Source organism: Pantoea sp. EKM21T (assembly GCF_011800405.1).
Classification (GTDB): domain Bacteria; phylum Pseudomonadota; class Gammaproteobacteria; order Enterobacterales; family Enterobacteriaceae; genus Pantoea; species Pantoea agglomerans.
On the sequence record NZ_JAALFV010000017.1, the window covers coordinates 1 to 25,347 of the forward strand.

Annotated in this window: 21 protein-coding genes and 2 tRNA genes; 8 read left to right on the forward strand and 15 right to left on the reverse strand. The window is 55.5% G+C overall.

The features are described from left to right. Window positions 1–2: 2 nt before the first annotated feature. The 3 genes from HFD87_RS22125 to orn form a co-directional block, all read right to left on the reverse strand. Window positions 3–75, reverse strand: a tRNA-Gly gene (locus HFD87_RS22125). Window positions 76–103: 28 nt separating this feature from the next. After that, a tRNA-Gly gene (locus tag HFD87_RS22130) sits at window positions 104–179 on the reverse strand. A 154-nt stretch (window positions 180–333) separates the two neighbouring features. After that, a complete protein-coding gene (gene orn / locus HFD87_RS22135; protein ID WP_010256094.1) occupies window positions 334–882 on the reverse strand; it encodes an oligoribonuclease in 549 nt (182 codons plus the stop codon). A gap of 101 nt (window positions 883–983) precedes the next feature. On the opposite strand from orn, the gene rsgA reads away from it, so the two are divergent. The 3 genes from rsgA (at window position 984) to mscM (ending at window position 6,448) form a co-directional block, all read left to right on the forward strand. Continuing rightward, window positions 984–2,033: a small ribosomal subunit biogenesis GTPase RsgA gene (gene rsgA, locus HFD87_RS22140; protein ID WP_010256092.1), complete on the forward strand. Its 1,050-nt coding sequence runs from the start codon at window positions 984–986 to the stop codon at window positions 2,031–2,033. A gap of 171 nt (window positions 2,034–2,204) precedes the next feature. Further along, window positions 2,205–3,104 (forward strand): archaetidylserine decarboxylase, encoded by a 900-nt coding sequence (gene asd, locus HFD87_RS22145; RefSeq protein WP_010256089.1) that lies wholly within the window; start codon window positions 2,205–2,207, stop codon window positions 3,102–3,104. A 14-nt stretch (window positions 3,105–3,118) separates the two neighbouring features. Then, on the forward strand, window positions 3,119–6,448 hold the full coding sequence (gene mscM / locus HFD87_RS22150; RefSeq protein WP_010256086.1) for a miniconductance mechanosensitive channel MscM: 3,330 nt from the start codon (window positions 3,119–3,121) through the stop codon (window positions 6,446–6,448). 49 nt (window positions 6,449–6,497) lie between these two features. Here the strand turns inward: mscM and mdh are convergent, their stop codons facing one another. Then, window positions 6,498–7,436 (reverse strand): malate dehydrogenase, encoded by a 939-nt coding sequence (gene mdh / locus HFD87_RS22155; protein WP_010699812.1) that lies wholly within the window; start codon window positions 7,434–7,436, stop codon window positions 6,498–6,500. Window positions 7,437–7,864: 428 nt separating this feature from the next. Between mdh and argR the strand changes: the two genes are divergently transcribed. The 4 genes from argR (at window position 7,865) to yhcN (HFD87_RS22175) (ending at window position 9,785) form a co-directional block, all read left to right on the forward strand. After that, window positions 7,865–8,335 carry a transcriptional regulator ArgR gene (argR, locus tag HFD87_RS22160; protein ID WP_010256080.1) on the forward strand — a complete coding sequence of 157 codons (471 nt, stop codon included), beginning with the start codon at window positions 7,865–7,867 and terminating at the stop codon, window positions 8,333–8,335. 474 nt (window positions 8,336–8,809) lie between these two features. Continuing rightward, entirely contained in the window at window positions 8,810–9,073 is a 264-nt protein-coding gene (yhcN, locus tag HFD87_RS22165; protein WP_010256077.1) for a peroxide/acid stress response protein YhcN, read from the forward strand. 88 nt (window positions 9,074–9,161) lie between these two features. Next, window positions 9,162–9,428 (forward strand): YdgH/BhsA/McbA-like domain containing protein, encoded by a 267-nt coding sequence (locus HFD87_RS22170; protein WP_010256074.1) that lies wholly within the window; start codon window positions 9,162–9,164, stop codon window positions 9,426–9,428. Between the two features lie 93 nt (window positions 9,429–9,521). After that, window positions 9,522–9,785: a peroxide/acid stress response protein YhcN gene (gene yhcN / locus HFD87_RS22175; protein WP_010256072.1), complete on the forward strand. Its 264-nt coding sequence runs from the start codon at window positions 9,522–9,524 to the stop codon at window positions 9,783–9,785. A gap of 65 nt (window positions 9,786–9,850) precedes the next feature. On the opposite strand, the gene HFD87_RS22180 is transcribed toward yhcN (HFD87_RS22175), so the two are convergent. The 5 genes from HFD87_RS22180 to aaeX all read right to left on the reverse strand — a co-directional run bounded on the left by HFD87_RS22180 (window position 9,851) and on the right by aaeX (window position 14,846). After that, window positions 9,851–10,120 (reverse strand): barstar family protein, encoded by a 270-nt coding sequence (locus tag HFD87_RS22180; protein WP_167423940.1) that lies wholly within the window; start codon window positions 10,118–10,120, stop codon window positions 9,851–9,853. Window positions 10,121–10,175: 55 nt separating this feature from the next. Continuing rightward, the gene (locus HFD87_RS22185; protein ID WP_167423941.1) at window positions 10,176–11,627 is read right to left on the reverse strand and encodes an NAD-dependent succinate-semialdehyde dehydrogenase; all 1,452 of its coding nucleotides are present in this window, start codon (window positions 11,625–11,627) and stop codon (window positions 10,176–10,178) included. A 113-nt stretch (window positions 11,628–11,740) separates the two neighbouring features. Beyond that, window positions 11,741–13,693, reverse strand: a complete 1,953-nt coding sequence (aaeB, locus tag HFD87_RS22190) for a p-hydroxybenzoic acid efflux pump subunit AaeB (RefSeq protein WP_010256064.1) — start codon at window positions 13,691–13,693, stop codon at window positions 11,741–11,743. Between the two features lie 9 nt (window positions 13,694–13,702). After that, window positions 13,703–14,635, reverse strand: coding sequence for a p-hydroxybenzoic acid efflux pump subunit AaeA (aaeA, locus tag HFD87_RS22195; RefSeq protein WP_010256061.1), 933 nt, complete (start codon window positions 14,633–14,635; stop codon window positions 13,703–13,705). Between the two features lie 7 nt (window positions 14,636–14,642). Next, on the reverse strand, window positions 14,643–14,846 hold the full coding sequence (gene aaeX, locus HFD87_RS22200; protein WP_010256058.1) for a p-hydroxybenzoic acid efflux pump operon protein AaeX: 204 nt from the start codon (window positions 14,844–14,846) through the stop codon (window positions 14,643–14,645). 230 nt (window positions 14,847–15,076) lie between these two features. Between aaeX and aaeR the strand changes: the two genes are divergently transcribed. Continuing rightward, window positions 15,077–15,994, forward strand: coding sequence for an HTH-type transcriptional activator AaeR (aaeR, locus tag HFD87_RS22205; RefSeq protein WP_167423942.1), 918 nt, complete (start codon window positions 15,077–15,079; stop codon window positions 15,992–15,994). Between the two features lie 252 nt (window positions 15,995–16,246). Here the strand turns inward: aaeR and tldD are convergent, their stop codons facing one another. The 6 genes from tldD to mreC form a co-directional block, all read right to left on the reverse strand. Further along, window positions 16,247–17,692, reverse strand: a complete 1,446-nt coding sequence (tldD, locus tag HFD87_RS22210; protein WP_167423943.1) for a metalloprotease TldD — start codon at window positions 17,690–17,692, stop codon at window positions 16,247–16,249. 64 nt (window positions 17,693–17,756) lie between these two features. Continuing rightward, complete coding sequence (gene yhdP, locus HFD87_RS22215) at window positions 17,757–21,581, reverse strand: AsmA2 domain-containing protein YhdP (protein WP_167423944.1); 3,825 nt, start codon at window positions 21,579–21,581, stop codon at window positions 17,757–17,759. A gap of 148 nt (window positions 21,582–21,729) precedes the next feature. Then, a complete protein-coding gene (gene rng / locus HFD87_RS22220) occupies window positions 21,730–23,199 on the reverse strand; it encodes a ribonuclease G (RefSeq protein WP_003855268.1) in 1,470 nt (489 codons plus the stop codon). Then, window positions 23,189–23,782 (reverse strand): nucleoside triphosphate pyrophosphatase, encoded by a 594-nt coding sequence (locus tag HFD87_RS22225; RefSeq protein WP_010256046.1) that lies wholly within the window; start codon window positions 23,780–23,782, stop codon window positions 23,189–23,191. Before HFD87_RS22225 ends, rng begins: the two co-directional genes overlap by 11 nt. Before the next feature lie 8 nt (window positions 23,783–23,790). Further along, entirely contained in the window at window positions 23,791–24,279 is a 489-nt protein-coding gene (gene mreD / locus HFD87_RS22230; RefSeq protein ID WP_010256045.1) for a rod shape-determining protein MreD, read from the reverse strand. Continuing rightward, window positions 24,276–25,298: a rod shape-determining protein MreC gene (gene mreC / locus HFD87_RS22235; RefSeq protein ID WP_010256043.1), complete on the reverse strand. Its 1,023-nt coding sequence runs from the start codon at window positions 25,296–25,298 to the stop codon at window positions 24,276–24,278. Before mreC ends, mreD begins: the two co-directional genes overlap by 4 nt. Window positions 25,299–25,347: the final 49 nt, after the last annotated feature.

Sequence of the window (25,347 nt, forward strand, 5' to 3'; positions counted from 1 at the left end):
GGAGCGGGAAACGAGACTCGAACTCGCGACCCCGACCTTGGCAAGGTCGTGCTCTACCAACTGAGCTATTCCCGCAAAGAGGGTACTGCTTACATTTTAAAACTGGAGCGGGAAACGAGACTCGAACTCGCGACCCCGACCTTGGCAAGGTCGTGCTCTACCAACTGAGCTATTCCCGCGCCTTGTACCGTTAATGAATTCTTCACCGGTACGGGGTGCGCATTATACGAGAAATCGTTGCTGCTGCAAGCGTCTGAAAGCAAAAATTTTCGCTTTCAGCGCGTTTGCTGATTAAATCAGCAACCTGGTGATTTCATGCGCACCCGTCGCCGATTAAAGCTGCAAAAAGTGTTCGCGGTAGTACGCCAGCTCCGCCACGGACTCACGGATATCATCCAGAGCCTGGTGCGTCCCCCCTTTTTTGAAGCCAGGAAGGATATCGGGTTTCCAGCGACGAGCCAGCTCTTTCAGGGTACTGACATCCAGATAACGATAGTGGAAATACGCTTCCAGCTCAGGCATGTACTTAAACAGGAAACGACGATCCTGCCCGATGCTGTTGCCGCAGATAGGCGAGGTGTTCGCCGGAACCCACTGTTTCAGGAACTCAATGGTCGCCAGCTCTGCTGCGCGATCGTCAATCTGACTCTCCTTCACCCGCGCAACCAGACCGCTGTTGGTGTGGGTGCGGACATTCCACTCATCCATCAGCGCCAGCTGCGCATCGGACTGATGAACGGCCATGACCGGCCCTTCCGCCAGAATGTTCAGGTTGGCGTCAGTCACCAGGGTCGCAATTTCAATAATGCGATCGTGCGTCGGATCAAGTCCGGTCATCTCAAGATCAATCCAGATCAGATTCTGTTCATTTCCAGTAGCCATGCTGTTTCCTGCGGTTGCTGTAGTCGTCATTTACGATGAATAAGGTGTATCATAGACGTTTTGCCCAGCCGGGCGAAATCTGGCTAACGCTGTGAGGGTGAGTGAGTAAAAATAAACTGTCGAAGGGCCAACAACGCCGCGTAAGCGCTAACCACGATCGCCGTCTCAACCAACGCAGAGAGCGTCCGGAAGCGGATGACAACCTGTTTGGTGAAGCTGCAGATGGGGTCGTTGTCAGCCGTTTTGGCATGCACGCTGATGTTGAGGATAGCGCAGGCGTCGCCCACCGCTGCAATATCCGCCGTACCATTCGTTCGCTGGTCACTGGCGACCGGGTGCTGTGGCGTCCGGCAACCAGCGGCAACAAAGGTATTGTTGAAGCGGTGCATGAGCGCACCAGCGTATTAACCCGCCCCGATTTTTACGACGGCGTGAAGCCGATGGCGGCGAATATCGACCAGATCATCGTCGTCTCCGCAATCCTGCCTGAACTGTCGTTAAACATCATCGACCGCTATCTGGTTGCCAGCGAAACGCTGGATATTGAACCGTTGCTGGTACTGAACAAAACCGATCTGCTGGATGACAAGGCGCGCGCCTTTGTCGATAAGCAGATGGATATCTATCGCAATATTGGCTATCGCGTGGTGATGGTCTCCAGCCGGGCGAAAAACGGCATGGACGACCTGAAAGCGGCGCTGACCGACCGCATCAGTATCTTTGCCGGTCAGTCTGGCGTCGGCAAATCGAGTCTGCTGAATGCCCTGCTCGGCTTCGACAAAGAAGAGCAGGTCGCTATTCTGACTAACGAGGTTTCGGATGGCTCAGGCTTAGGCCAGCACACCACCACCGCATCGCGCCTTTATCACTTCCCGGACGGCGGCGATGTGATCGATTCACCTGGCGTGCGTGAGTTCGGTTTATGGCATCTTGAGCCGGAACAAATTACCCGCGGATTTGTCGAATTCCGCGCATTCCTTGGCGATTGCAAATTCCGCGATTGTAAACACGGCAGCGATCCCGGCTGTGCCATTCGCGAAGCGGTCGAACAGGGCAAAATCAACAGGTCCCGTTTTGATAACTACCACCGTATCCTGGAGAGCATGGCGCAGGTAAAAACGCGTAAAAATTTCCCTGATGGTGAAAGTTAACCGGTATAACCGCGTCTGAACGGATAAGCCGGGGCATTTTGCGAGGTGCATTCCAGTCGCGCGTCCAGACCGTGCAGCGTGCCGGAATTCGGGTATAGTCGCCATCTGAACGGGGCGCTGCTACAATCCGCCCCCTTTTTTACAACGTCATAAAATAGCCAGGAGGCTAAGGTGTTTGATCGTTTAAAACTCGGCTTGAATCATATTCTCCCGAAGAAATGGCTGACTGAACTTGCCGGTTGGGGCGCCAGTCGCCGCGGTGGTTGGTTGACCAAACTGGTCATTGACATCTTTGTCTGGTTTTACAAAGTCGACATGGCGGAAGCGCGTAAGCCCGATACCGCCAGCTATCGCACCTTTAATGACTTTTTCGTTCGTCCGCTGAAAGACGATGCGCGTCCGGTGGATGCCGATGCCAATCTCATCGCCCTGCCCGCGGATGGCGCTATCAGCCAGCTCGGCCACATTGATGGCGATCAGATTTTCCAGGCTAAAGGTCATCACTACACCATTGACGCCCTGCTGGCAGGTGATGAGCGGATGGCGGCCCAATTTGTTGATGGCGAGTTCGTCACCACCTATCTGGCGCCCCGTGATTATCACCGCGTCCATATGCCGTGCAACGGCATCCTGCGTGAGATGATTTATGTGCCTGGCGACCTCTACTCCGTCAACCCGCTGACCGCGCGTAATATTCCCAACCTGTTCGCCCGTAACGAGCGCGTCATCTGCTACTTCGAAACCGATATCGGGCCGATGGTGCAGATCCTGGTGGGGGCCACCATTGTCGGCAGCATCGAAACCGTCTGGGCTGGCACCATCACGCCACCGCGTGAAGGCGTGATCAAGCGCTGGCACTATCCGGCAGCGGATGATGAAAGCGCCGTGGTGCTGTTGAAAGGCCAGGAAATGGGCCGCTTCAAGCTTGGCTCTACCGTCATCAATCTGTTCGCACCTGGCCGCGTCAAACTGGCTGAAAGCCTGGAAGCAGAAAGCAAAACCCGTCTGGGTCAACCGCTGGCGATTGCGCTGCCGGTCGCGACAGACATTTCCGACGTCATCGTCGATTAAATTGAGTGTCCTCTGTGCGTTCGATTCTCCTCCTGCTGCTGAGCCTGTGGCTCAGCAGCCCGGCCTTCGCGGCCAGCCTTCCTGATGCCAGCCAGCTCAAACAGCAGCTGGAAGAGATAAAATCGGCCAAAAGTTCACCCTCGCAGGCTGAACAGATCCAGACGATTGAAGCCGCCTTAAACTTTCTCTCTGAACGCGATGAATCGCTGGAGCGCGCGGCGCAATATCAGCAGGTTATTGATGATTTTCCGCGTCTGGCGCGCGAACTGCGTCAGCAGATCGCCGCGCTGAGTGACAGCGGGAAAACCGTGCGCAACAACATGAGCAGCGCCGAGCTGGATCAGGAGATCCTGCAGGTCAGCAGCCAGCTGCTGGAAGAGGGGCGTCAGGCACGGCAGGAGCAGGATCGGGCGCGGGAAATCAGTGATTCGCTGTCGCAACTGCCGCAGCAGCAGACTGAAGCACGCCGGGCGATGACGGAGAGTGAACGCCGTTTGCAGAGCGTCAGCAGCAGTTCGCCACAGGGGCAGCTGCAGCTGGCGGCTCGCCAGGCGGAAAGCGCCGCGAATAAAGCGCTGGTCGATGAACTTGAGCTGGCACAGCTCTCTGCCAACAACCGTCAGGAACTGGCGCGGATGCGGGCTGAAGCCCACCAGCGCAAAGCAACTCAGCTCGATAACTATCTTCAGGCGCTGCGCAACCAGCTCAACGATCAGCGGCAACGTGAAGCCGAAGTCGCGCTGGCCCGCACCGAGCAACTGGCAGAAAACAGTGGCGATCTTCCGCCAGAGATCAGCGATCAGTTTCGGGTTAACCGCGAACTCTCGGTTGCCCTGAATCAGCAGGCGCAGCGCATGGATCTGGTGGCGTCGCAGCAGCGACTGGCCACCAACCAGATTATTCAGGTCCGTCAGGCGCTCTCTACCCTGCGTGAACAGTCGCAGTGGCTGGGTGCCTCTAATCTGCTGGGCGAAGCGCTACGGGCGCAGGTCGCGCGTCTGCCGGAGATGCCCAAGTCGCAGCAGATTGATAATGAGATGGCACAGCTTCGCGTGCAGCGTCTCAATTATGAAGATCTGCTGGAGCGCCAGGAGGCGCTGCGCAAGGGACGGCAGGCCGATGGTCAGCCCTTCACCGCAGACCAGAAGCGTATTCTTGATGCGCAGCTACGCACTCAGAGGGAACTGCTCAATTCGCTGATCTCCGGCTGTGACACGCTGATTCTGGAGATCACCAAGCTCAAGGTTGGCAACACGCAGTTGCAGGATGCGCTGACGGAAGTCAAAGAGGCGACGCACCGCTATCTGTTCTGGACCGCCGACGTTAACCCGATTGGTTTGAGTTATCCGCTGGATCTGGCCAAAGATCTTTCCCGTCTGCTGTCGCTGGATACGCTGGGTCAGCTCGGCAAAGCGATGGCGATGATGTTTACCAGCCGCAACTCGGTGCTGCCGATTATTGGTGCGTTGCTGCTGGTCGGCTTCAGCATCAGTTCGCGCCGCCACTTCAATGCTTTCCTTGACCGTTCCGCCAGCAAAGTCGGCAAGGTCACGCAGGATCGTTTCCGCCTGACTATCCGTACCCTGTTCTGGTCGATCCTGGTGGCGCTGCCGCTGCCGGTGTTATGGGGTGCGCTGGGTTATGGCCTGCAGAACGCCTGGCCCTACCCTATCGCCGTAGCGATTGGTGATGGCATTACCGCCACGCTGCCGCTGCTGTGGGCGTTTATGATCAGCGCTGCCTTTGCCCGTCCTAACGGCCTGTTCATTGTGCATTTCCGCTGGCCGCAAAACCGGGTGGCGCGCGCCATGCGCTACTACTCGCTGAGCATCGGATTAATTGTGCCGCTGATTATGTTGCTGATCGCCTTTGGTAATCTGGAAGATCGGCAGTTCTCCTCGTCGCTGGGTCGTCTCTGTTTCATCCTGATCTGCGGGGCAATCAGCATTGTGACCGTCAGCCTGAAGCGTTCCGGGATTCCGCTCTATCTCGATAAAGAGGGAAATGGCGAGAACATGGTGAACCGGATGCTGTGGAACCTGATGATCGCTATGCCGCTGATGGCGGCTCTCGCCTCCGCTGTGGGTTATCTGGCTACCGCGCAGGCGCTGCTGGCGCGACTGGAAACCTCTGTCGCCATCTGGTTCCTGCTGCTGGTTATCTATCACATTATCCGGCGCTGGATGCTTATTCAGCGTCGCCGTCTTGGCTTTGATCGCGCCCGTCAGCGCCGTGCCGATATGCTGGCTAACCGTGCGCGCAGTGAAGAGGAGAAGGAGCAAGGCTCTCTGAACACTGATGCGATTGAAATTGAAGAGCCGGTAATTGACCTGGATGCGATCAGTGCGCAGTCGCTGCGGCTGGTACGCTCTATCCTGATGCTTATCGCCCTGGTCTCCGTGATTGTGCTGTGGTCAGAAATCCATTCGGCCTTTGGCTTCCTGGAGAATATTCAGCTGTGGGACGTCAGTACCTCAGTGCAGGGCGTAGAGTCGATTCAGCCCATCACCCTGGGGTCGGTGCTGATCGCCATTCTGGTGTTTATTATCACCACCCAGCTGGTGCGCAATATGCCCGCGCTGCTTGAGCTGGCGCTGTTGCAGCATCTTAATCTGACGCCAGGTACGGGTTACGCCATCACCACACTGACCAAATATCTGCTGCTGTTGATTGGCGGGCTGATTGGTTTCTCAATGATTGGTATTGAGTGGTCAAAGCTGCAGTGGCTGGTTGCCGCGCTGGGTGTGGGACTGGGGTTTGGTTTGCAGGAGATTTTTGCCAACTTTATCTCAGGTCTGATTATCCTGTTCGAAAAGCCGATTCGTATCGGCGATACCGTGACGATCCGCGATCTGACCGGCAGTATCACGCGAATTAATACCCGCGCGACCACTATTACCGACTGGGACCGCAAAGAGATCATCGTGCCGAACAAGGCCTTTATCACCGAGCAGTTTATTAACTGGTCGCTGTCCGATTCCGTGACGCGCGTGGTGCTCACCATTCCGGCTCCGGCGAAAGTCAGCAGTGAACAGGTGACCACCATTCTGATCCAGGCGGCTGAGCGCTGCAGCTATGTCCTGGACACGCCGCAACCGGAAGCCTTCCTGGTCGATCTGCAGCAGGGCATTCAGTTATTTGAACTTCGTGTGCATGCTGCTGAGATGGGACACCGTATGCCGCTGCGTCACGAACTGCATCAGTTGATTCTGAGCGGATTTGATCAGCACGGTATTGAGATGCCGTTCCCGCCGTTCCAGATGCGTATGGAAACCCTGGGTAAGAAGCTGCCTGCCAGCAACGGTACACCCGCTGCCCGCGCCTATAAGTCTGGCGGACTGTAATGCAAAACGCCCGGCAAAGCCGGGCGTTATTGCAAGTCTGAGCCGTCAGTTACTGCTTAACGAACTCTTCGCCCTGGGCGATATCTTTCTTCAGCGTATCCAGCATGCCTGACAGCGCCTGCTGTTCGTAAGCGCTGAGGGTACCAATCGGCCTGCGTTCAGCCACACCGTTTTTACCCAGCAGCAGCGGCTGGGAGAAGAAGCGCGCATGTTCACCCTCGCCTTCTACGTAAGCACACTCCACCACATTAGCTTCACCCTTCAGCGCGCGTACCAGTGACAAACCGAAACGTGCGGCTGCCTGGCCCATCGACAGCGTGGCCGAGCCGCCACCCGCTTTGGCTTCCACCACTTCGGTGCCGGCGTTCTGGATGCGTTTGGTCAGATCGGCCACTTCCTGATCGCTGAAGCTGACGCCTTTAACCTGCGACAGCAGCGGCAGAATGGTTACGCCAGAGTGGCCACCAATGACCGGGACTTCCACCTGGTCAGGCTGCTTGCCTTTCAATGCAGCCACAAAAGTATTGGCGCGAATGATATCCAGCGTGGTCACGCCGAACAGCCGATTTTTGTCGTAAACACCGTGCTTTTTCAGCACTTCTGCCGCAATGGCCACGGTGGTATTGACCGGATTGGTGATGACACCAATCAACGCTTTAGGTGCCGTTGTGGCAACCTGTTCGATCAGATTACGGACGATACCTGCGTTAACGTTAAACAGGTCGGCGCGATCCATACCGGGCTTACGTGCGACACCAGCGGAAATCAGTACCACATCGGCACCCTGTAAGGCAGGCGTGGCGTCTTCTCCACTGAATCCCTGAATAGCCACTGCGGTAGGAATATGGCTGAGATCAACGGCAACACCCGGCGTAACCGGCGCGATGTCATACAGCGAGAGTTCTGAACCTGCGGGAAGCTGGGTTTTGAGCAGAAGTGCGAGCGCCTGGCCTATGCCGCCAGCGGCACCGAGAACGGCAACTTTCATTCTTAACTCCTTATTAAGGTGGGGCAGAGATGGGCCGAAATTCTATCTGTGTCAGACCTTAATCAACTGCTCAGGCGATGATAAATATCCGTTGTTAATTCTACGTGTTTTCACACTTAATCTCCGGATTCAAAAGTTACTTATCATTGCACCTGAATGACCGACAACTTTGCCGTCGTCAGACAGAGAACGGCTACGTGCGTTTTCTGTTACTACACCACCAATAATATAACAACTTTGCAACCTTCGCCTTCCGGGGCTGTGACGCGTGTTTTGGTCTGAGCGGATTTATTTGCTATTATCGCCGCCCGCTAGCCGCCCGGACGCTGCTCATCAATCGAACGATTGCATAAAAATGCATATAAATGCATAATCACCACTCTGCCGCGGGCGGATGCGCGGTTATTCTCTCTATTTATTGGTAACCTATGCGAAACCCATCGAAACAAGACGATCTGGTTAAGGCTTTCAAAGCCTTATTAAAAGAAGAAAAATTCAGTTCCCAGGGCGAAATTGTTCAGGCGCTTCAGGACGAGGGCTTTGAAAATATCAATCAGTCCAAAGTCTCGCGGATGCTGACCAAGTTTGGCGCAGTGCGCACCCGGAATGCCAGGATGGAGATGGTCTATTGCCTGCCCGCTGAGCTGGGTGTGCCGACCACCACCAGCCCGTTAAAAAACCTGGTACTGGATATCGACTACAACGATGCCCTGGTAGTGATTCATACCAGTCCCGGCGCAGCGCAGCTGATTGCACGTATGCTGGATTCACTGGGTAAGTCGCACGGGATTCTGGGTACCATCGCTGGCGATGACACAATCTTTATTACCCGCGCGCGCGACTTCACCGTTAAGCAGCTGCACGGCGCCATCCTCACCCTGTTTGAACAGGAACTCTGATCGCGGACTGACGACCGGCCATCATGCGCCAGATCGTCAGTTCGTTCTCTCTGCTCACCCCTTTCCACAACAATTACCCGCTCTGGATAAGTAATAAGCCTGCTTTAACACGCCCGGCTGTTGGTCAGATCGATAACTCTGCTTCACTTTCTGCGCTATTTTACACTGCTTTACATCACTGAACCGGCACCATTGCCCGGATCCAGATCAAACTCCAGCCCGATGCACGCCCGACTTTCGCACTAAAAGTTAAAGTGATCTATCTCACTGTTTTTGCAATTAAAAGTGGCTTAAAGGTTACTTTTTGCCCTTTTTTTATAACGTTAAGTTATTAAAAGTAGCCATAAGGATAAAGAATCACAAAAAAACATTATTAGCGGGGTATTAATTTCTGACGTTATTAGTTCTATACTTCTTTTCGTGATGCAAATCACACTAAATAAAAAGATAAAAATAGACGACGAGGAAAAATCTATGAACGTAAAAACTACTATTGCTACCCTGAGCATTCTCTCCGCCCTCTCATTTGGTGCTGTGGCAGCAGAATCTATTGATGCGTCACAGGCACAGGATCTGCAGGCTGTCGGCACCATCAGTGTCAGCGGCGTGGCGGGTTCACCGATGGATATCAAACAGAAACTCAGCGACAAAGCCGATCAGCAGGGCGCAAAAGCCTATCGCGTGATTGAGGCATACAACAACGGCAACTATCACGCTACCGCCGCACTGTATAACTAAGGCGTAACCGATAATGCCATCTGCTCTCTGTCTGACGCGCCCTTTTGCGCTCCGGAGAGCTGAAGCAGAAATTTCAGGAGAGTTGACCATGAAAATGAAATTAGCTATCGCTGCACTGAGTCTGGCATCCCTGTTCTCAGTGGGTGCTAACGCCGCCAGCCTGGTGTCCAATGAACAGGCACAGGGTCTGCAGCCAATGAATCAGACCATCAGCATTGGTGGACGAAATGGCGACCAGACGCATATCCGTCAGGTGCTGTCAGAGAAAGCGGATGCCCAGGGCGCAAGCCACTATCGCATCATCGAAAACAACCAGGATAACACCTGGCATGTCACCGCTGAGCTTTATAAATAATTAACCGTGATGACGCCTGAAGGGCGTCAGAAGATATCGACGACCCGCCTTTACGAGTAACCGCAGGTTGTTGAAAGTATTGAGGAGATAATCATGAATATCAAAACAACCATCGCTACAGTCAGTCTGCTTTCCGTTATGGCGTTCGGCGCATCAGCCGCACAGCTGGTCACCGGCGATCAGACGCAGAACCTGCAGCCTGCGGGCACCGTGACCATCAGTGGAACCGCGGGATCGCCAATGGATTACCGCGCTGAGCTTTCTCAGAAAGCGGATGAACAGGGTGCCAGCGCCTATAAAGTTATTGAGGCGCGCACCGGTGATAACTATCACATCACCGCACAGCTTTATAAGTAATTCCTCGTCAGATGTATGACGAACCCTTTGGCCCCGCTCGCCGGGGCCTTTTTTCATCTGACGTTTTATCTGACATTAAAGTGAAGCTGACCTTCCAGCTCCTCTTCCGCTTCATCAAATAACAGAATCAGCGCGCCATAACGCCGTCGCTGTCCCCTGCCCAGATTAACAAACTCAATCTCCAGCGGCAGCGGTAACAGATCGCCCGTCACCACATCCCATAATCCATCCAGATCGCAGATGCGGTGCTCCTCCAGCGCAAATCGCTCGCTGAACTGGCGGAAGAAATGGGCCTGATCGACAATTTCATTAAAATCAAAACGCTCGATTTTCATGCTGACGGCTCCCATGCTCCGTCTGCGGGCGACCTGCGCCGCCCGTTACTGTCCGCTAGCTCAAACCGCCCAGGTGCAGCGCTTTGACCTCCAGATACTCTTCCATGCCGAGTACCGAACCTTCGCGGCCCAGCCCCGACTCTTTCACACCACCAAACGGCGCCAGCTCGGTTGATACGGCACATTCATTAATGCCGATCATGCCGCTTTCCAGCGCGGCTGAAACACGGAATACCCGCTGCAGATTCTGCGTGTAAAAATATGCGGCAAGGCCGAACGGCGTATCGTTAGCACGGCGGATGACGTCATCTTCATCATCAAAGCGGAAACAGGCAGCCACCGGACCAAAGGTCTCCTCCTGCGCGAGCTGCATCCCTTCGTGCGCCTCAGTAATCACAGTGGGCTGCCAGAAGTTGCCACCCAGCGCATGTCGCTCGCCACCCGCCAGTAATTTGCCACCTTTTGCTACCGCATCATTGACGTGCTGCTCAACCTTTTCCACCGCCGATGCCTCAATCAATGGCCCGACAATCACGCCCTCTTCCATGCCGTTGCCCACCTTCAGCTTGTTCACTTCGGCAGCCAGCTGCTGAGTGAAACGATCATAGATTGCATTATGAATGTAGAAGCGGTTTACGCTGACGCACACCTGGCCCGCATTACGGAATTTGTTGGCAATGGCGCCCTGCACGGCGGCATCAATATTGGCATCGTCAAACACGATATAAGGGGCATTACCCCCCAGCTCCATCGACACTTTTTTCATGGTTTCGGCAGCATTACGCATCAGCAGCTTGCCCACCTGGGTGGAGCCGGTGAACGAGATTTTACGTACCGCTTTGCTGGCCATGATGGCATCGCTGATAGCATGGGTATCACCGGCTACCGCATTCAGTACACCATCAGGCACGCCTGCCTCCTTCGCCAGCGCCAGCAGGGCAAAGGCGGAGAGTGGCGTGTTATTGGCAGGTTTAATAATGCCGGTGCAGCCGGCAGCCAGAGCTGGCCCCAGTTTGCGGGTCAGCATCGCCATCGGGAAATTCCACGGCGTAATGGCAGCCACAACGCCAATCGGTTCGCGGGTTGCCAGAATACGGGAGCCGGGTTTAGCTGGCGGAATAATTTCACCATTGGTCCGTTTCGCCTGCTCGGCGAACCACTGAATAAAACTGGCGGCGTATTCTACTTCCCCTTCCGCCTCTTTCAGGGGCTTGCCCTGTTCGGTCGTCATCAGCTGTCCCAGCCAGCGCTTGTTCTCAATGATCAGCTGGTACCAGCGAGTGAGAATTTCAGCTCGCGCTTTTGCAGTCTGCGCCCGCCAGGCGGGAAATGCGCGCTCCGCTGCGGCGATAGCCTGTTCCGTTTCAGCTTTACCCGCTTTTGCCACCTGTGCAATCACCTCACCGGTCGCCGGATTGGTCACGTCAAAGGTAGAAGCCGCCTGATGCCACTGGCCGTCCGCTAAATAGCCGGTCCGGAACAGTTCGCTCTCTTGCAGTGATTTCATTGATTCGCTCCTGTCAGTTTTGCTCTTCCGTCTGGAGAGTATAGTTGGCAAAAGCGACAGATTTTGTGATGGGTGGGGATTGCGCAGGCCGCTGCAGGTCACAGCGGCCAGATTCAGATTTGGATGAGCGTGTTCTGGTACTTATCCAGCATCATAGCCAGTCGTTTTACCGGTTCCGTTACGCTGGCGGGAGCCTCGTAATGGGCCAGTTTTTCCTGATAGACATCCAGCTCTTTCAGCAGACGTTCAAAGTAGTAACGCCGCTTGTCATCGCTGCTGGCGGAGATCACCCGGTCAGCGGTGTAACGCAACTGCCGGTGATAAGCAGAGAGGTCGGCATTCACCGGCACTTCTGCGTCGCGTAACCGCTGATGACCGATGATCAGCGTCAGGGCGATGCGATATTTGTTGATATCGCCCGGAAACAGGTTCAGCAGCAGAAACAGTTGCTGATAGAGCGCTGGCAGATGGTTTTCACGCCGGCGCGCCTGATTGGTCGTCATGGCAGAGACAGCCGCATACATAAAGCGGTTCAGCAGCTTGCGGCCGGTGCGCGCTTTTGATTTATCACGAATCAGCAGGATCACCATCATCGCCACGAAGCAGCCGATGACCTGGCCCAGAACGTTATCGAGAAAGACGTTAATGTGGAATTCCATCGGATTATCCAGCACCAGAACGTTAAGGGTGCCAATCAATGCCCCCAGCGTGCCGAGCTGACGCCGCTGAATGAAGATACCACCGATAAAACCGAGCAGGCCGATTGCGATGCAGAGCAGCAGCGCGCTCTGCTGCGTCGCCGGGAGAACATACATAAAGTAGAGCGCCCCCAGCGGAACCGCGACCGTCATGCCGTAGAGAAAGTCCTTTGCCATCATCAGCGGGTTGGGCATGCGCATCGCCAGTGCGGTGATGACAGCCAGCATGACCATGCAGCCACTGCCAGAGGTCCAGCCGGTATAGAGCCAGAACAGCGAACCCAGCGCGGTCGCCACAAAGGTACGGATACCATTGATCATCGCATGATGCGTTTCAGCGGAACGCGCCTGGATCACCACCTCGCGCTGCAGAATCTCCTCTTCCAGCGAGGTGATCCGGCTATTACTTTTGATCCCTTTCAGTAGCAGCAGATATTCGGTAGCAGTGCCTACCCAGCTGGCCAGCGTGACCGGCGTTGATTTGCCGCTGGCACCAATCACCCGCCGCATCACTTTCATCCGCTTATGCACCTCTTCAACGGTCGAGGCTGGTTTTTCAACCATCAGACGATACTGGGGCGGAATGTAATCAGGACGGGAATTCTGGATCAGAAAGGTTTCGGCTGCCTGTGTAATCAGCGTCAGTGACAGCGTATTGAGCATCTGCAAACGGCGATTGCTGTTCTTCCAGCGTGAGGATTCCATCATCAGCTGGCTGCGCATGCTGTTCAATGCCGTGGTGCGCCTTACCAGCGCGCTCCAGGCCTTGTCGACCTCTTCTTTATCACCGTGAGCGACGCAGAGTTGCAGCAGGTTATAGTGTGCTACCAGCAGCGAATCGACCTCAGCGTCGATCACTTTTTTAATCGAACGGGGTGAGAAAATCATGTCGGCCAGAATGGCGCACAGGATGCCGAGTACGATTTCACTGCAGCGCTCTACCGCATATTGTGGCACCAGCGTCAGACCGCCGCTGGCATTAGCCGTCACCACAATAATCAGCGCGGTGTAGCCCGCCAGTCCGAGCGCGTAAGAGTTTTCTACCTTGATCAGCGAAGAGAGCCAGACGCAGAGTCCTGCCCAGATGCAGCACAGCAGCAGCATCACGACCGGTGCACGCACGGTGGCAATCATGATGGTCAGCGCGGCGATACAGCCAATAAATGTCCCGATAATACGCAAAACGCCGCGATAGCGCAGCGCCCCTGAATAGGGGTCACCCCCGGCCGCAAACGCGGTGCCGCCGGCCACGATACCGGCGGTCATCACCGCCCAGCGCGGCGTTTCAAGGTTAAAGTGAAAACCCACCATCAGCGCTAATACCAGCGCAAAGGTGAGCTTTACCGGGAACCGCAGGAACTCGATCATATCGCCCTCTTAACCAAACTCACGCAGGCGATTAAACAGTCGGACCATCGGGGAAACCTGTTCAGGCTGACGATCGGCCTGACCGGTGATCACCACTGTCGCTGTCGTGCCCGCCGGGAAGCGATTGCCGGGCTGCTGATCAAGCCGGATGCGCACCGGCACACGCTGCGCCAGACGGACCCACTCCAGATTGGAATCTACTGTGGCCATGCCTTTGCTGTCGACCGAGCTGCTGCTATTGGTGACGCCAGCCGCCACACTGTCTACGGTGCCACGCAACACGATGTTGCTGCCAAGTGGGGTGACTTCCGCGCGGAAGCCCTTCTCCACGCCGTGCAGTTTGGTCTCTTCCAGGTAAGCCAGCACATAGAAAGAGTGCTGCTGAACCAGCGCCACGGCAACCGAACCACGGGTAATAAACTCACCCTGGTAGACATTCAGGTTGGTGACCCAGCCATCGGATGGCGCTTTCACCGTGGTGCGCTCAAGGTCAATCTTCGCCAGATCGCGTGTCGCCACCGATTTCGCCAGCTGATGTTCGCTGGTTTGCAGATCGTTATTGGATTGCTCGATAGCCTCGCGCGACATGGCGGAGGTGCCCAGCTGGTTACGGCGCCCGGCTTCGCGACGTTTCTCACTGACCAGTGCCTGGTAATATTCAACATCCGCCTGCGCCTGATCGAGCGCTTTTTGATAGCGCGGCCGGTCAACCACAAACAGCGTATCGCCCTTCTTCACCAGCTGGTTGTCGTGTACCGGAACCTCGGTAATCAGGCCGGTGACGTCAGGGGAGATCGCCACCACGTCAGCGGCGAAACGCGCATCACGGGTCCAGGGCGATTCGGTATAGAAGACCCAGGCACGGAAAATAATGACCACTGCGATGATGACCAGCAGGATAGTAATCGCGTAGCGCGCGATTTTTCTTATGAGTGCTTTCACTTAAACCTCAGACTAATAAACGGGAGACAAGGTAAAACACACAGCAGTAAAGCGCTGTATTAAAAAGTGCCGGATGCCAGACAAGATCGTAGATACCGCTCGGCGTAAGCACGCGTTTCACTAACCAGAACAGCATCAGTGAAATAATAAGTTCGATGAAAATGGGCGGAAAAGAGAGCCCAAACATGACAAATACCGGAAGCACACTCATCACAAATCCTTAGTTCGACCTTGCCGGGATACTCATGCCTCTTCAGATGTCGCAGGAAAACCCTCTGGAAGCGTTATCCGAACCGCAGCTGGCTTAATAATAGCGTATCATCGAAGGGTATCAGGCAATGAAGAATCACCGGGAAATACCCCGGCGCGCTTATAATAACGCGCCTGACTATAAGTTTTCTACAGAATGTGATCTAAATCACTTTTAAGTCAGAGTAAATAATGGAACGACTGAAAGGCATGTCTGTCTTCGCTAAAGTGGTGGAACTGGGTTCGTTTACCGCTGCGGCGCGTCAGCTTCATCTGAGCGTCTCATCAATCAGCCAGATCGTCGCGAAACTGGAAGATGCATTGCAGGTGAAACTGCTGAATCGCAGTACCCGCAGTATCGGGCTGACCGAAGCGGGCAAAATCTATTATCAGGGCTGTCGCCGTATGCTGGCCGAAGCGACGCAGGTGCATGAACAACTTTACGCTTTTAACAATACGCCCATTGGCGTACTGCGAATTGGCAGCTCCTCTACCATGGCGCAGAACGTGTTAGCCGGCATGACCAGCGATATGCTGCGGGAATATCCGGGGCTGAGTGTGAATCTGGTCACCGGCGTTCCGGCCCCGGATCTGATCGCGGATGGTCTGGATCTGGTGATTCGGGTGGGAGCGTTAAAAGATTCCAGCTTATTTTCGCGTCGCCTGGGTGCGATGCCGATGGTGGTGTGCGCCGCAAAAAGCTATCTGGCGCAGCATGGTACGCCGGAGAAGCCGGGTGATATCGATAATTTTTCCTGGCTGGAATATAGCGTACGGCCCGACAACAATTTCGAACTGATTGCGCCGGAAGGATTAGTGACACGCCTGGCACCCCAGGGACGTTTTGTGACCAATGATTCCCTGACGCTGATTTGCTGGCTGAAGTCGGGCAATGGCATCGCCTATGTGCCGATGATGTGGGTGATTGATGAGATCACCGCAGGCGAGATCGATATTCTGTTTCCGCAGTATCAGTCCGATCCGCGCCCGGTCTACGCGCTCTATACCGAGAAGGATAAGTTACCGCTTAAGGTGCAGGTCTGTATCGATTATCTGACCGGCTATTTTGAACAGGTGGCTGAGCAGTATCAGCAGCACCGTAAAAGCTAACAATAAATTGTTGACAACATCTGTCCCGACCAGCTGTAAGACCCAGCCAGCGAAGGGAACACGGTCAGATCGGAAAGACGCAAAATCCGTCATCCCTGACACGCTCGGCCCGCGCCATCCGTGGCGCGGGACGCTTTCCTCCTCTGCCCGTGTTCCCTGCGCTTTCAGCTATTGCATTGCTGCCAGGTTCATCCGGCTATGGATTTGTCAGCATTCTGACAACCCGCCGGGCGGCGGGTTGTTGGGGTCACATCAGGCGGTGCCGCCGATGGTCAGTTTATCCAGCTTCAGGGTCGGCTGACCGACACCGACCGGCATGCTCTGTCCCTCTTTACCACAGACGCCGACGCCTTTATCCAGCGCCAGGTCATTACCCACCATCGAGATCTGCTGCATCGCTTCGATGCCGGAACCAATCAGCGTTGCGCCTTTAACCGGTTTGGTGATTTTGCCGTTCTCAATCAGATAAGCCTCTGAGGTTGAGAAGACAAATTTGCCGGAGGTGATATCCACCTGACCGCCACCAAAGTTCGGCGCATAGAGGCCATACTCAACGCTTTCAATAATATCCTGCGGCGATGACTTGCCAGCCAGCATATAGGTGTTGGTCATGCGCGGCATCGGCAGATGCGCGTAGGATTCACGACGTCCATTACCGGTAGGGCTAACCCCCATCAGTCGCGCATTCAGCTTGTCCTGCATGTAGCCTTTCAGTACACCATTCTCAATCAGCATGTTGTACTGACCGGGAACGCCCTCATCATCTACTGCCAGTGAACCGCGCAGCCCTTCAAGGGTGCCGTCATCCACCACGGTACAGAGGTCAGACGCAACCTGCTGACCAATTTTACCGCTGAACACCGAGGTGCCACGGCGATTGAAGTCGCCTTCCAGACCGTGACCGACCGCTTCATGCAGCAGCACGCCCGGCCAACCCGCACCCAGTACCACTGGCAACGCACCAGCAGGTGCGGCCACGGCGGAGAGATTCACCAGCGCCATACGCACTGCTTCACGCGCCCAGGCGTCAGCGCGGACTTCGCCATCTTCATCTGCCAGGAAAAACGCATAACCGGTACGCGCACCGCCGCCGCTTGCGCCGCGTTCACGTTTGCCCTGATCTTCCACCTGGACACTAATAGAGAGGCGAACCAGCGGACGGACATCTGCCGCCAGCGTGCCGTCAGTCGCGGCTACCAATACCTGCTCGTAAACGCCGGTCAGGCTGGCATTGACTTCCTGCACGCGCGGATCAGCCGCACGAGCCACTTTATCAACGCGATGCAGCAGGGCAATTTTGTCTTCACGTGTCAGGCTGCTCAGCGGATCGATAGCCTGATAGAGCGAACGGTTCATCACGGCAGAGAGCGTGTGTGCCTTGCCATTTCCCTGTTCGCGTACGATGCTGCGTGCGGCTTCAGAGGAGAGACGCAGTGCATTCAGCGTGATCTGGTCTGCATAGGCGAAGCCGGTTTTCTCCCCGCTGACCGCACGCACGCCCACACCCTGATCGATATGGTAGGAGCCATCTTTAATGATTTTGTCTTCCAGCACCCAGGATTCGTGAAAGCTGGACTGAAAATAGAGATCGGCATAATCCAGACGACGTTCTGAAAGCTGCCCTAACAGGGAAAATAGGTCCTGCTGATTAATGCCGTTAGCAGTCAGTAACTGCTCACTTACCAGGTTCAGAGTCATCGTTTCTCACTCATTATGTGCTCAGATAATCATAGCCTGCGGTAATTCCGGTACGGCGTCAAATTCACTTGTTGTCAGTTTCACGCGGTTTACGCAGCACTTCATTGATTTCTGGTTTATCCAGCGGGCCACTGATGTGATAACGCAGCAGCGATATCTTGTTCCACAGGGGTCCCAGAACTTTACTGGCGGCAAACACCGCCGCGCCAATTACCGGATTGATGGCAAAAGCTGTCGCCACACCGACCGAGGCGGATATTTCCGGCGCAACCACCGCTTCCATGTCGATCTGACGCTTCACCAGATCGAGATTACCCTGCATCGCAATGTCCGCTTCCAGGCCATCCACCAGCAGATTATCGGTGCGCATCATGCCGTTTTCGATCCAGGCGGTGCCGTTAATCGAGTCGAAGTAGAAAGAATTGGTGAAGGTGTCGCTGAAGTCGAAGCGCAGCTTGCGCAGTAGCGCATCAAAGCTCACCAGCCGCAGAATTTTCCCGGCGGCACCGGTATTCACATCGGCGATCTGGCCTTTGCCAAAGTGGGTCTTCAGGGTGCCGCTCAGCGTCTCTGCCGAGGGCTGCCAGGGGGCAGAGCGCCAGTGCAGGTCATACGCAATATCAAATGGCGCATCGCGCAGCGGCGTGTTGACCCCAAACCAGTTGGTCGCGTTATTAATATTCGGGCCTTTCAGCGTGCCCTTCAGCGAAGTGCGCTGGTCGTCCGGGCGGTTAACCCATTCCCCGTTGATTTTCAGCTGTGAGCTGCCAGTATCCACTTTTCCGTTAGTAAGCGCTAACGTATCTCCGCGGGGTTGCAGCATCGCGGAGACCTGACCATATTTCTGACCCAGCACCCAGCACTCTTTACAGCGCAACTGTAAAGCGGGCCACTGGCTGAAGTTAATGTTCGTGGCTTTTTGAGGTGGCGCTTTGCCGCCTTTGCCTTCACCGTTATCCCACTGCGGATTGTAGTAAAGGTAATCCAGGTTCACCTGCCACGGTGCTTTCGGTGCCATTGCCAGCGCACCACGCAGCTCTTTAGCCCTGACGCCGACCTGGCCCTTGCCGCCCGCACTCTGAGCCAGTGTCGCTTCAACCTCATGCCATTGCTGCCCGGCCAGGGTGACCGCCGGGCTACGAAGAGTGATATTGCCGGGCAGCGTGACGCCACCCGTTTTGAGGCCGCCGCCTGACTCGCTGCCCCCGGATGCTCCCCCTGCGGCCATCATCGCCACCCAGGCCTCGCCATCCAGCGCGGGCAGGTTCAGTACCATGCCGGGATGATCGGGCAGAGCAGGTGTTTTCTGCGCATCATTCAGCCAGATGCCACGATCGACGCGCAGCGTCGGCTCCAGCAACCAGCGGCTGTTAAAGCGATGGTTTGCATCGACGCTGCCACTGAGATCGAAATGGTGCAGGTCGCCACTGGCCTTGATTGCGACTGGCATCGCCTCACCGGCTTTCTTATTGAGCGGTGCAGGTAAGTGACTACTTACTTCTTTTGCATTACCGTTCAGCGTCACGTCATAACGCGCGCCGCCATGATGGGGCAGCGTAATATTGACGTCGCCCTGCCACGGCAGATTTCCGCCCAGCTGCTTGCTGACGGCTGCAGGAAGCTGGCTGATTTTAGCAGGCTGCCAGTCGCCCTGAAGTTTGACGTTCACGCCAAAGTCGTCCGGATTCTCTTTGGTGCTGAAACGCACGCCCATCGGCTGACCAAACCAGTTCGCACGCAGATCCTGACTGGCCAGATTGCCGTTGTCGTAACGGAAGCGCCCGGAGAGATTGTTAATGGTGGTTTTTAACGGTTTGATAAACAGCGAATTATTGTTCAGGTCCACATTGCCACGGGCATGAACCTGCTCACCATCCAGCGGGATATCCAGATTCAGGTGGCCGCCGACGCGGCCTTTGATTTCCAGTTGTTCCAGCGCGGCACCCAGTGAAGGTTTCAGCGGAGTCTGCCCGAAATAGTCCGCGATCTGCTGGCCTTCACCACTGATATCACCCTCAATGATCAGTTTTTCTTTCAGGTAGTCGGGGATGACCGCAGTGACGTTGCGCGCGTCCACCTCGCCCAGTTTCGCCACCGGCGCTTTCATCCAGAGACCGTCATTCAGGAAGTTAAGGTCGATATCGAGATTGCTTAACGCTGGCCATTTGGGCTGAAACGCATAGGTTGCCTGGCGAAGCGGCACCCAGACCTGGAACATGCCATCATTATGCTTGAACGGGAACAGCGCCGGATTACCGGCAAACAGCAGTGTGGCGTTGTCCACCTTGCCACCCTTCACTGCCCCACTCAGATAGTGCGTCAGGCTGTTACCCAACAGCGGTACCGGGAAGTAGCGCCAGGCATCGCCCGCATCGGTAAGCCGGATACCGGCCAGAATATCCAGACGAGGCTCACCGCCGCTATTCTGCTGGTAGCTGAAGTCGCCGCGCGCCCAGAGCGAGCGTGCCTCCAGGTCAAGATTTTCGCCCGCCAGCGTAAGGCCATGATCATCATTCAGCCAGCGCAGCGCACCGGTCACCCGCTTAATCTCTAACGGAGCCTGGAACATGTCGCCATAGGGAACGGTCGCCGCCCCCATATCCACACTGACCTGACCATTGCTCAGGCTGCCGCGCGCTTCCCCGCTTAAATGGCTGATGCCCGGCAACAGTTTCCAGTGCTGCCAGCTGAAATCACGCCACTTCACCTGTACGCGGGTTTTTTCAGGCTGCTGTAACGGAATATCCAGCGCCAGGCCATCGATGGTGCCCTGTGGCTGCAGCGTCTGCCAGTTTTCAAACAGTGCCGGAGAGAGCGGCGCAAACAGCGGAACGATCGGCGCAATATGACTCAGCACCAGCTGTGTGGCGCGAACGCGCACTTCCGGCTGACCATCCGGTCCCAGCATCTGCTTATCTTCAGGACGCCATAACAGAGAGAAGTGACCGGCGGGCCAGGCGTGGCCGTCGGTGCTGAGCCGGGTTTGTGGCACATTGACCACCCAGCCATTCTGGAAACGTGACAGATGCGCGGTCAGCCCATCGACCTCAATGCGGTGTCGTCCGGTCTCGCCCTGCCAGCTGGCTCCGCCCTTGCGCAGCAGCAGATCACCGGCGTAGATGTCGCCATCGCGCAGGTTAACCCAGGCCGCCAGGCTAAATCGTGCGCTATCCAGCCGGGTATTGTCACGCACCCAACGGCCCAGCCACGGGCGCATGTCGACGTCGTCGGCCTGCATCCAGATGCGGCCATCATTGAGTAAACCGTTGCTGTCGTTAAGATCAAGCCGCACCTGGACCACGCCGTGCTGGCCGGTGAAGCTCGACAGACTGACTTCGCCTTCGGCCCGGTGGCGGTTATCTTCATTGACCCAGGTGAGTCGCGGGATCGCCAGCTCAGCATGCTGACCGGAAGGGGTGCGGAAACGGATGGTGCTGTCACGCAGGTCAAAGTGGTCAAACTGACGCAGGAAGAGTTCGTTTATCTGCGCCGGACGGAAGCTGTTTTTCTCTTTGTCGTTATCCAGCAGCGGGCGATTAGTATCGAGGTGCAACTGCCAGAAGGTCAGATCGCGAAACTGCCACCGCCAGTGCAGCAGGGACTGCCAGACGTCGAGAGCCAGATTGATGCGTTTGATAGTGAGTTTGCCGTTCTCATGCAGATCGACGCTAAGATCGCGAACCTGCAGGGTTGGGCCAAAATTCTCCCATTTACCCTGTAACTGGCTGGCGTTGACCGGCACGCCGCTGCTGTCGGAGATGTATTGCAGAAGGTTGCTGCGATAGCTGTCGAGATGCGGCATCACCAGACGCAATCCGCTGACCAGCAGCGCGACAATCACGATGATTGCCGCGACCAGCAGTAACAAAATCCTCGGCAACTGCCTCACTCACGCCTCTCCTTGTGTTCCGTAAACGACGGATAGTTGGTTCTCATACCCGACCGTCTCCCGATAAAAGCGTTAAAACGCGCATTTTATCTCAAACAAGGGCGATTTTTCAGCCCGATATCCGAAGAAACCGGTGACCGGGCTGGCGTTACATCATCACTACGTCGAACTGCTCCTGAGTGTAGAGCGCTTCGACATGAACTTTAACCTGCTTGCCGACAAAGATTTCGACTTCAGCCAGTGCATGAGACTCGTCAGTTTTTAACGCCTCACCCACCGTCGGTGAAACATAGACCAGAAAGCGGTCAGAATCATAAGCGTGATGAACCCGGACAATCTCACGCATGATTTCATAGCAGACCGTTTCAACGGTTTTCAGCGTGCCGCGCCCTTTGCAGACCGGGCAGTCCTGACACAAAACGTGCTCAATGCTTTCACGGGTACGCTTACGCGTCATCTCCACCAGACCCAGCGCCGAGAAACCATTAATACCGGTTTTAACCCGATCTTTACTGAGCGCGCTTTCCAGCGAATGCAATACCCGGCGGCGATGGTCTTCGTTGCTCATATCGATGAAGTCGATAATGATGATGCCACCAAGATTACGCAGTCGCAGCTGACGTGCGATCGCCTGAGTGGCTTCAACATTGGTATTAAAGATCGTCTCATCAAGGTTACGATGGCCGACAAACGCACCGGTGTTGATATCGATGGTGGTCATCGCTTCGGTCTGATCGATGATCAGATATCCGCCTGACTTTAGTTCAACTTTGCGATCCAGCGAGCGCTGAATCTCATTTTCGACGTCAAACAGGTCGAAAATAGGCTGTTTACCGTTGTAGAGCTCCAGCTTACCGGCCATTTCCGGGATATATTCACCGGTAAATTCCACCAGCATATCGCAGGTCAGGCGGGAGTCGACCCGGATGCGATCCAGCGCCGCGCCCGCAAAATCACGCAGAATACGCTGGGCCAGAGCCAGCTCACCGTAGAGCAGGCAGCGGGTCTGATTGCGCTTTTTACGCTCGCTGACTTTGGTCCAGAGTCGTTTGAGAAAAGCCGCGTCCTGCGCCAGCTCCTCTTCCCCGATGCCTTCTGCGGCGGTACGGATAATAAAGCCGCCCAGATCGTCGCAGTAGTCAGCCACGACCGCTTTAAGCCGATCGCGCTCTTTCTCGCTCTCAATACGCTGAGAGACACCCACATGCGATGCGCCTGGCATAAAGACCAGGTAACGCGAAGGCAGCGTGATGTCAGTGGTCAGCCGGGCACCTTTGGTGCCAAGCGGATCTTTGACGACCTGAACCACCAGATCCTGTCCCTGCCGCACCAGCTCGGCGATATCCCGCACGATAAAGTTTTTCTTTTCGTCGCCCGCCACACATTCAGTATGCGGCATGATATCTGAGGCGTGCAGAAAGGCCGCTTTCTCCAGACCGATATCAACAAAGGCGGCCTGCATGCCGGGCAGAACACGGCTTACACGGCCTTTATAAATATTGCCAACGATGCCGCGCCGCGCCTCACGCTCAATGTGAATTTCCTGCAGTATGCCGCCGTCGATATAGGCAACACGTGTTTCAGAAGGCGTCACGTTTACCAGTAATTCAGCCGTCATGTTGACCCCTTACGGCACGCAGTGACTCGAAATGGCTGATCAACTCCCCTGTCTCAACCAAGGGTAATCCGACCACTGCATGGTAGCTTCCATTAATTTTGCGGACAAAGTTTCCTCCCCTGCCCTGAATACCGTATGCACCCGCTTTATCCATTGGCTCGCCGGTCGCGATATAGTCGTCGATGTCGGTGGCGGTTAAGGTGCGGAATGTCACATCAGTGGTTACGACGCAATCCAGCGCCTGCTGACTGTCGGCCAGCGCTACCGCCGTCATCACCTGATGCGTATGACCAGAGAGTTTGCACAGCATCGCGCGGGCATCAGCGGCATCGCGCGGCTTTTCCAGCACTTCGCCATTCAGCACCACAATCGTATCCGCGCCCAGTACCGGCAGATCCTGCGCGGCCAGTTTGACACCCGCCTGCGCTTTATCATTGGCCAGACGGCGGACATAGATTTCCGCCGCTTCGTTCGGCTGACGCTGCTCTTCAACGTCAGTCACGATGCGCTCGAATGTCAGCCCAAGTTGAGTTAACAGCTCACGACGACGCGGTGAACCGGAAGCAAGATAGAGGGTTACCATAAATTTCCTTATTGAACAGCGAACTGACGACGAATTTTTCTCATTAATAAGAATAGCCAGGGCCAGAGAATACCGTCGACGACACTGCTCCAGAAAATTTCAGGTCGGAATGAAACGTTGATTACCAGGAATTCAGCCCAGAAGACAATCACATCCATCGCCAGCGACAGCACCATAACCATTAACGCTTGCTGCCACAACGCTAAGTTGCGGAATAACTGGAACTTAAAGGCAATCAGGTAGGCGATGATACTGAGCGCCAGCGCACGCACGCCGAGTGTGGAACCCGCAATCAGATCCATGATGGCACCCAGCACAAATCCGCTACCGACATTGACCCGATGCGGCAGTGCGAGCACCCAATAGATAAGGATCAACAGTAGCCATGAGGGCCGGAACATATAAATTTCATCCGGCCAGGGCATGATCTGCAGGACAAGCGCAACCAGGAAGGAGAGCCAGATGACCCAACGTCCCTGGCTGCGATATCGACTCAAGGCTGCCCCCCGCGTGAACGCGAGGAGTTGCTTTGTCCACTGCTGCTGGTAGCTGACGGTGCAGGCGGTCCCATCTGTACGGCAGGCGCAGGCGGGCCCATTTCTCCCGCAGGCGGTAAGACCTGCGGCATCATCTGCATCAGACGCTCGTTCGCAACGCGATGAACTTCATCCTGCGGCAGCGGCATATCACCATTGCGATCGGCACCCCACAGCAGCAGCAGGTAACGCAGACGCTGCAGACCCGCGGTCGGATGCGCCTGAATCACCGTATAGGCGCGTTGGGTATCCACTTTTACCGAGGAAACCACACCCACCGGATAGCCTTCAGGGAATCGGCCACCGATACCTGAAGTCACCAGCACATCGCCGACCCGAATGTCCGTATTACCCGGCAGATGCTCAAGCTGAAGATCTTCAGTACAACCGTTACCTGCGGCAATGACACGAATATCATTACGCAGCACCTGAATCGGCAGGGCATGTGACGCATCGCAGATGAGCAGAACACGGCTGGTGAGTTGTCCGACAGCGATGACCTGACCGACTACCCCTTTATCACTGATGACCGGCTGGCCTTCATAGACGCCGTTAACGCTGCCTTTGTCGATTACCACCTGGTCGGTGTAAGGATCGGTGCCGGTAGAAATGACCTGTGTCACCATCTTTTGCTCATCCTGACGCAGCGGTGAACCCAGCAGTTCACGCAGGCGTGCGTTTTCCTGCTTATATTGCCCCAGCATTAGCAGGTTACTGTTTTTCAGGAAGAGCTCACGACGTAACGCTTTGTTTTCCTGCTCGAGTTGCTGACGTGACGCCAGCGACTCTGACACGCCATCCAGCAACTGACGTGGCCCATTGGCCAGGAAGTAAAACGGACTGACCGACGTATCCAGATAGTTGCGTATTTGGGTGAAAGAACCCACACGGCTGTCGGCAATGATAATGGCAATCGCCACGATAACCGCCAGGAATAGACGCAACTGCAGGGAAGGTCCCCTGCTAAAAATCGGCTTCATATAATCTGCGTGATCCTCGACAACAGGAGAGGAAGCGACGGCGTAACAC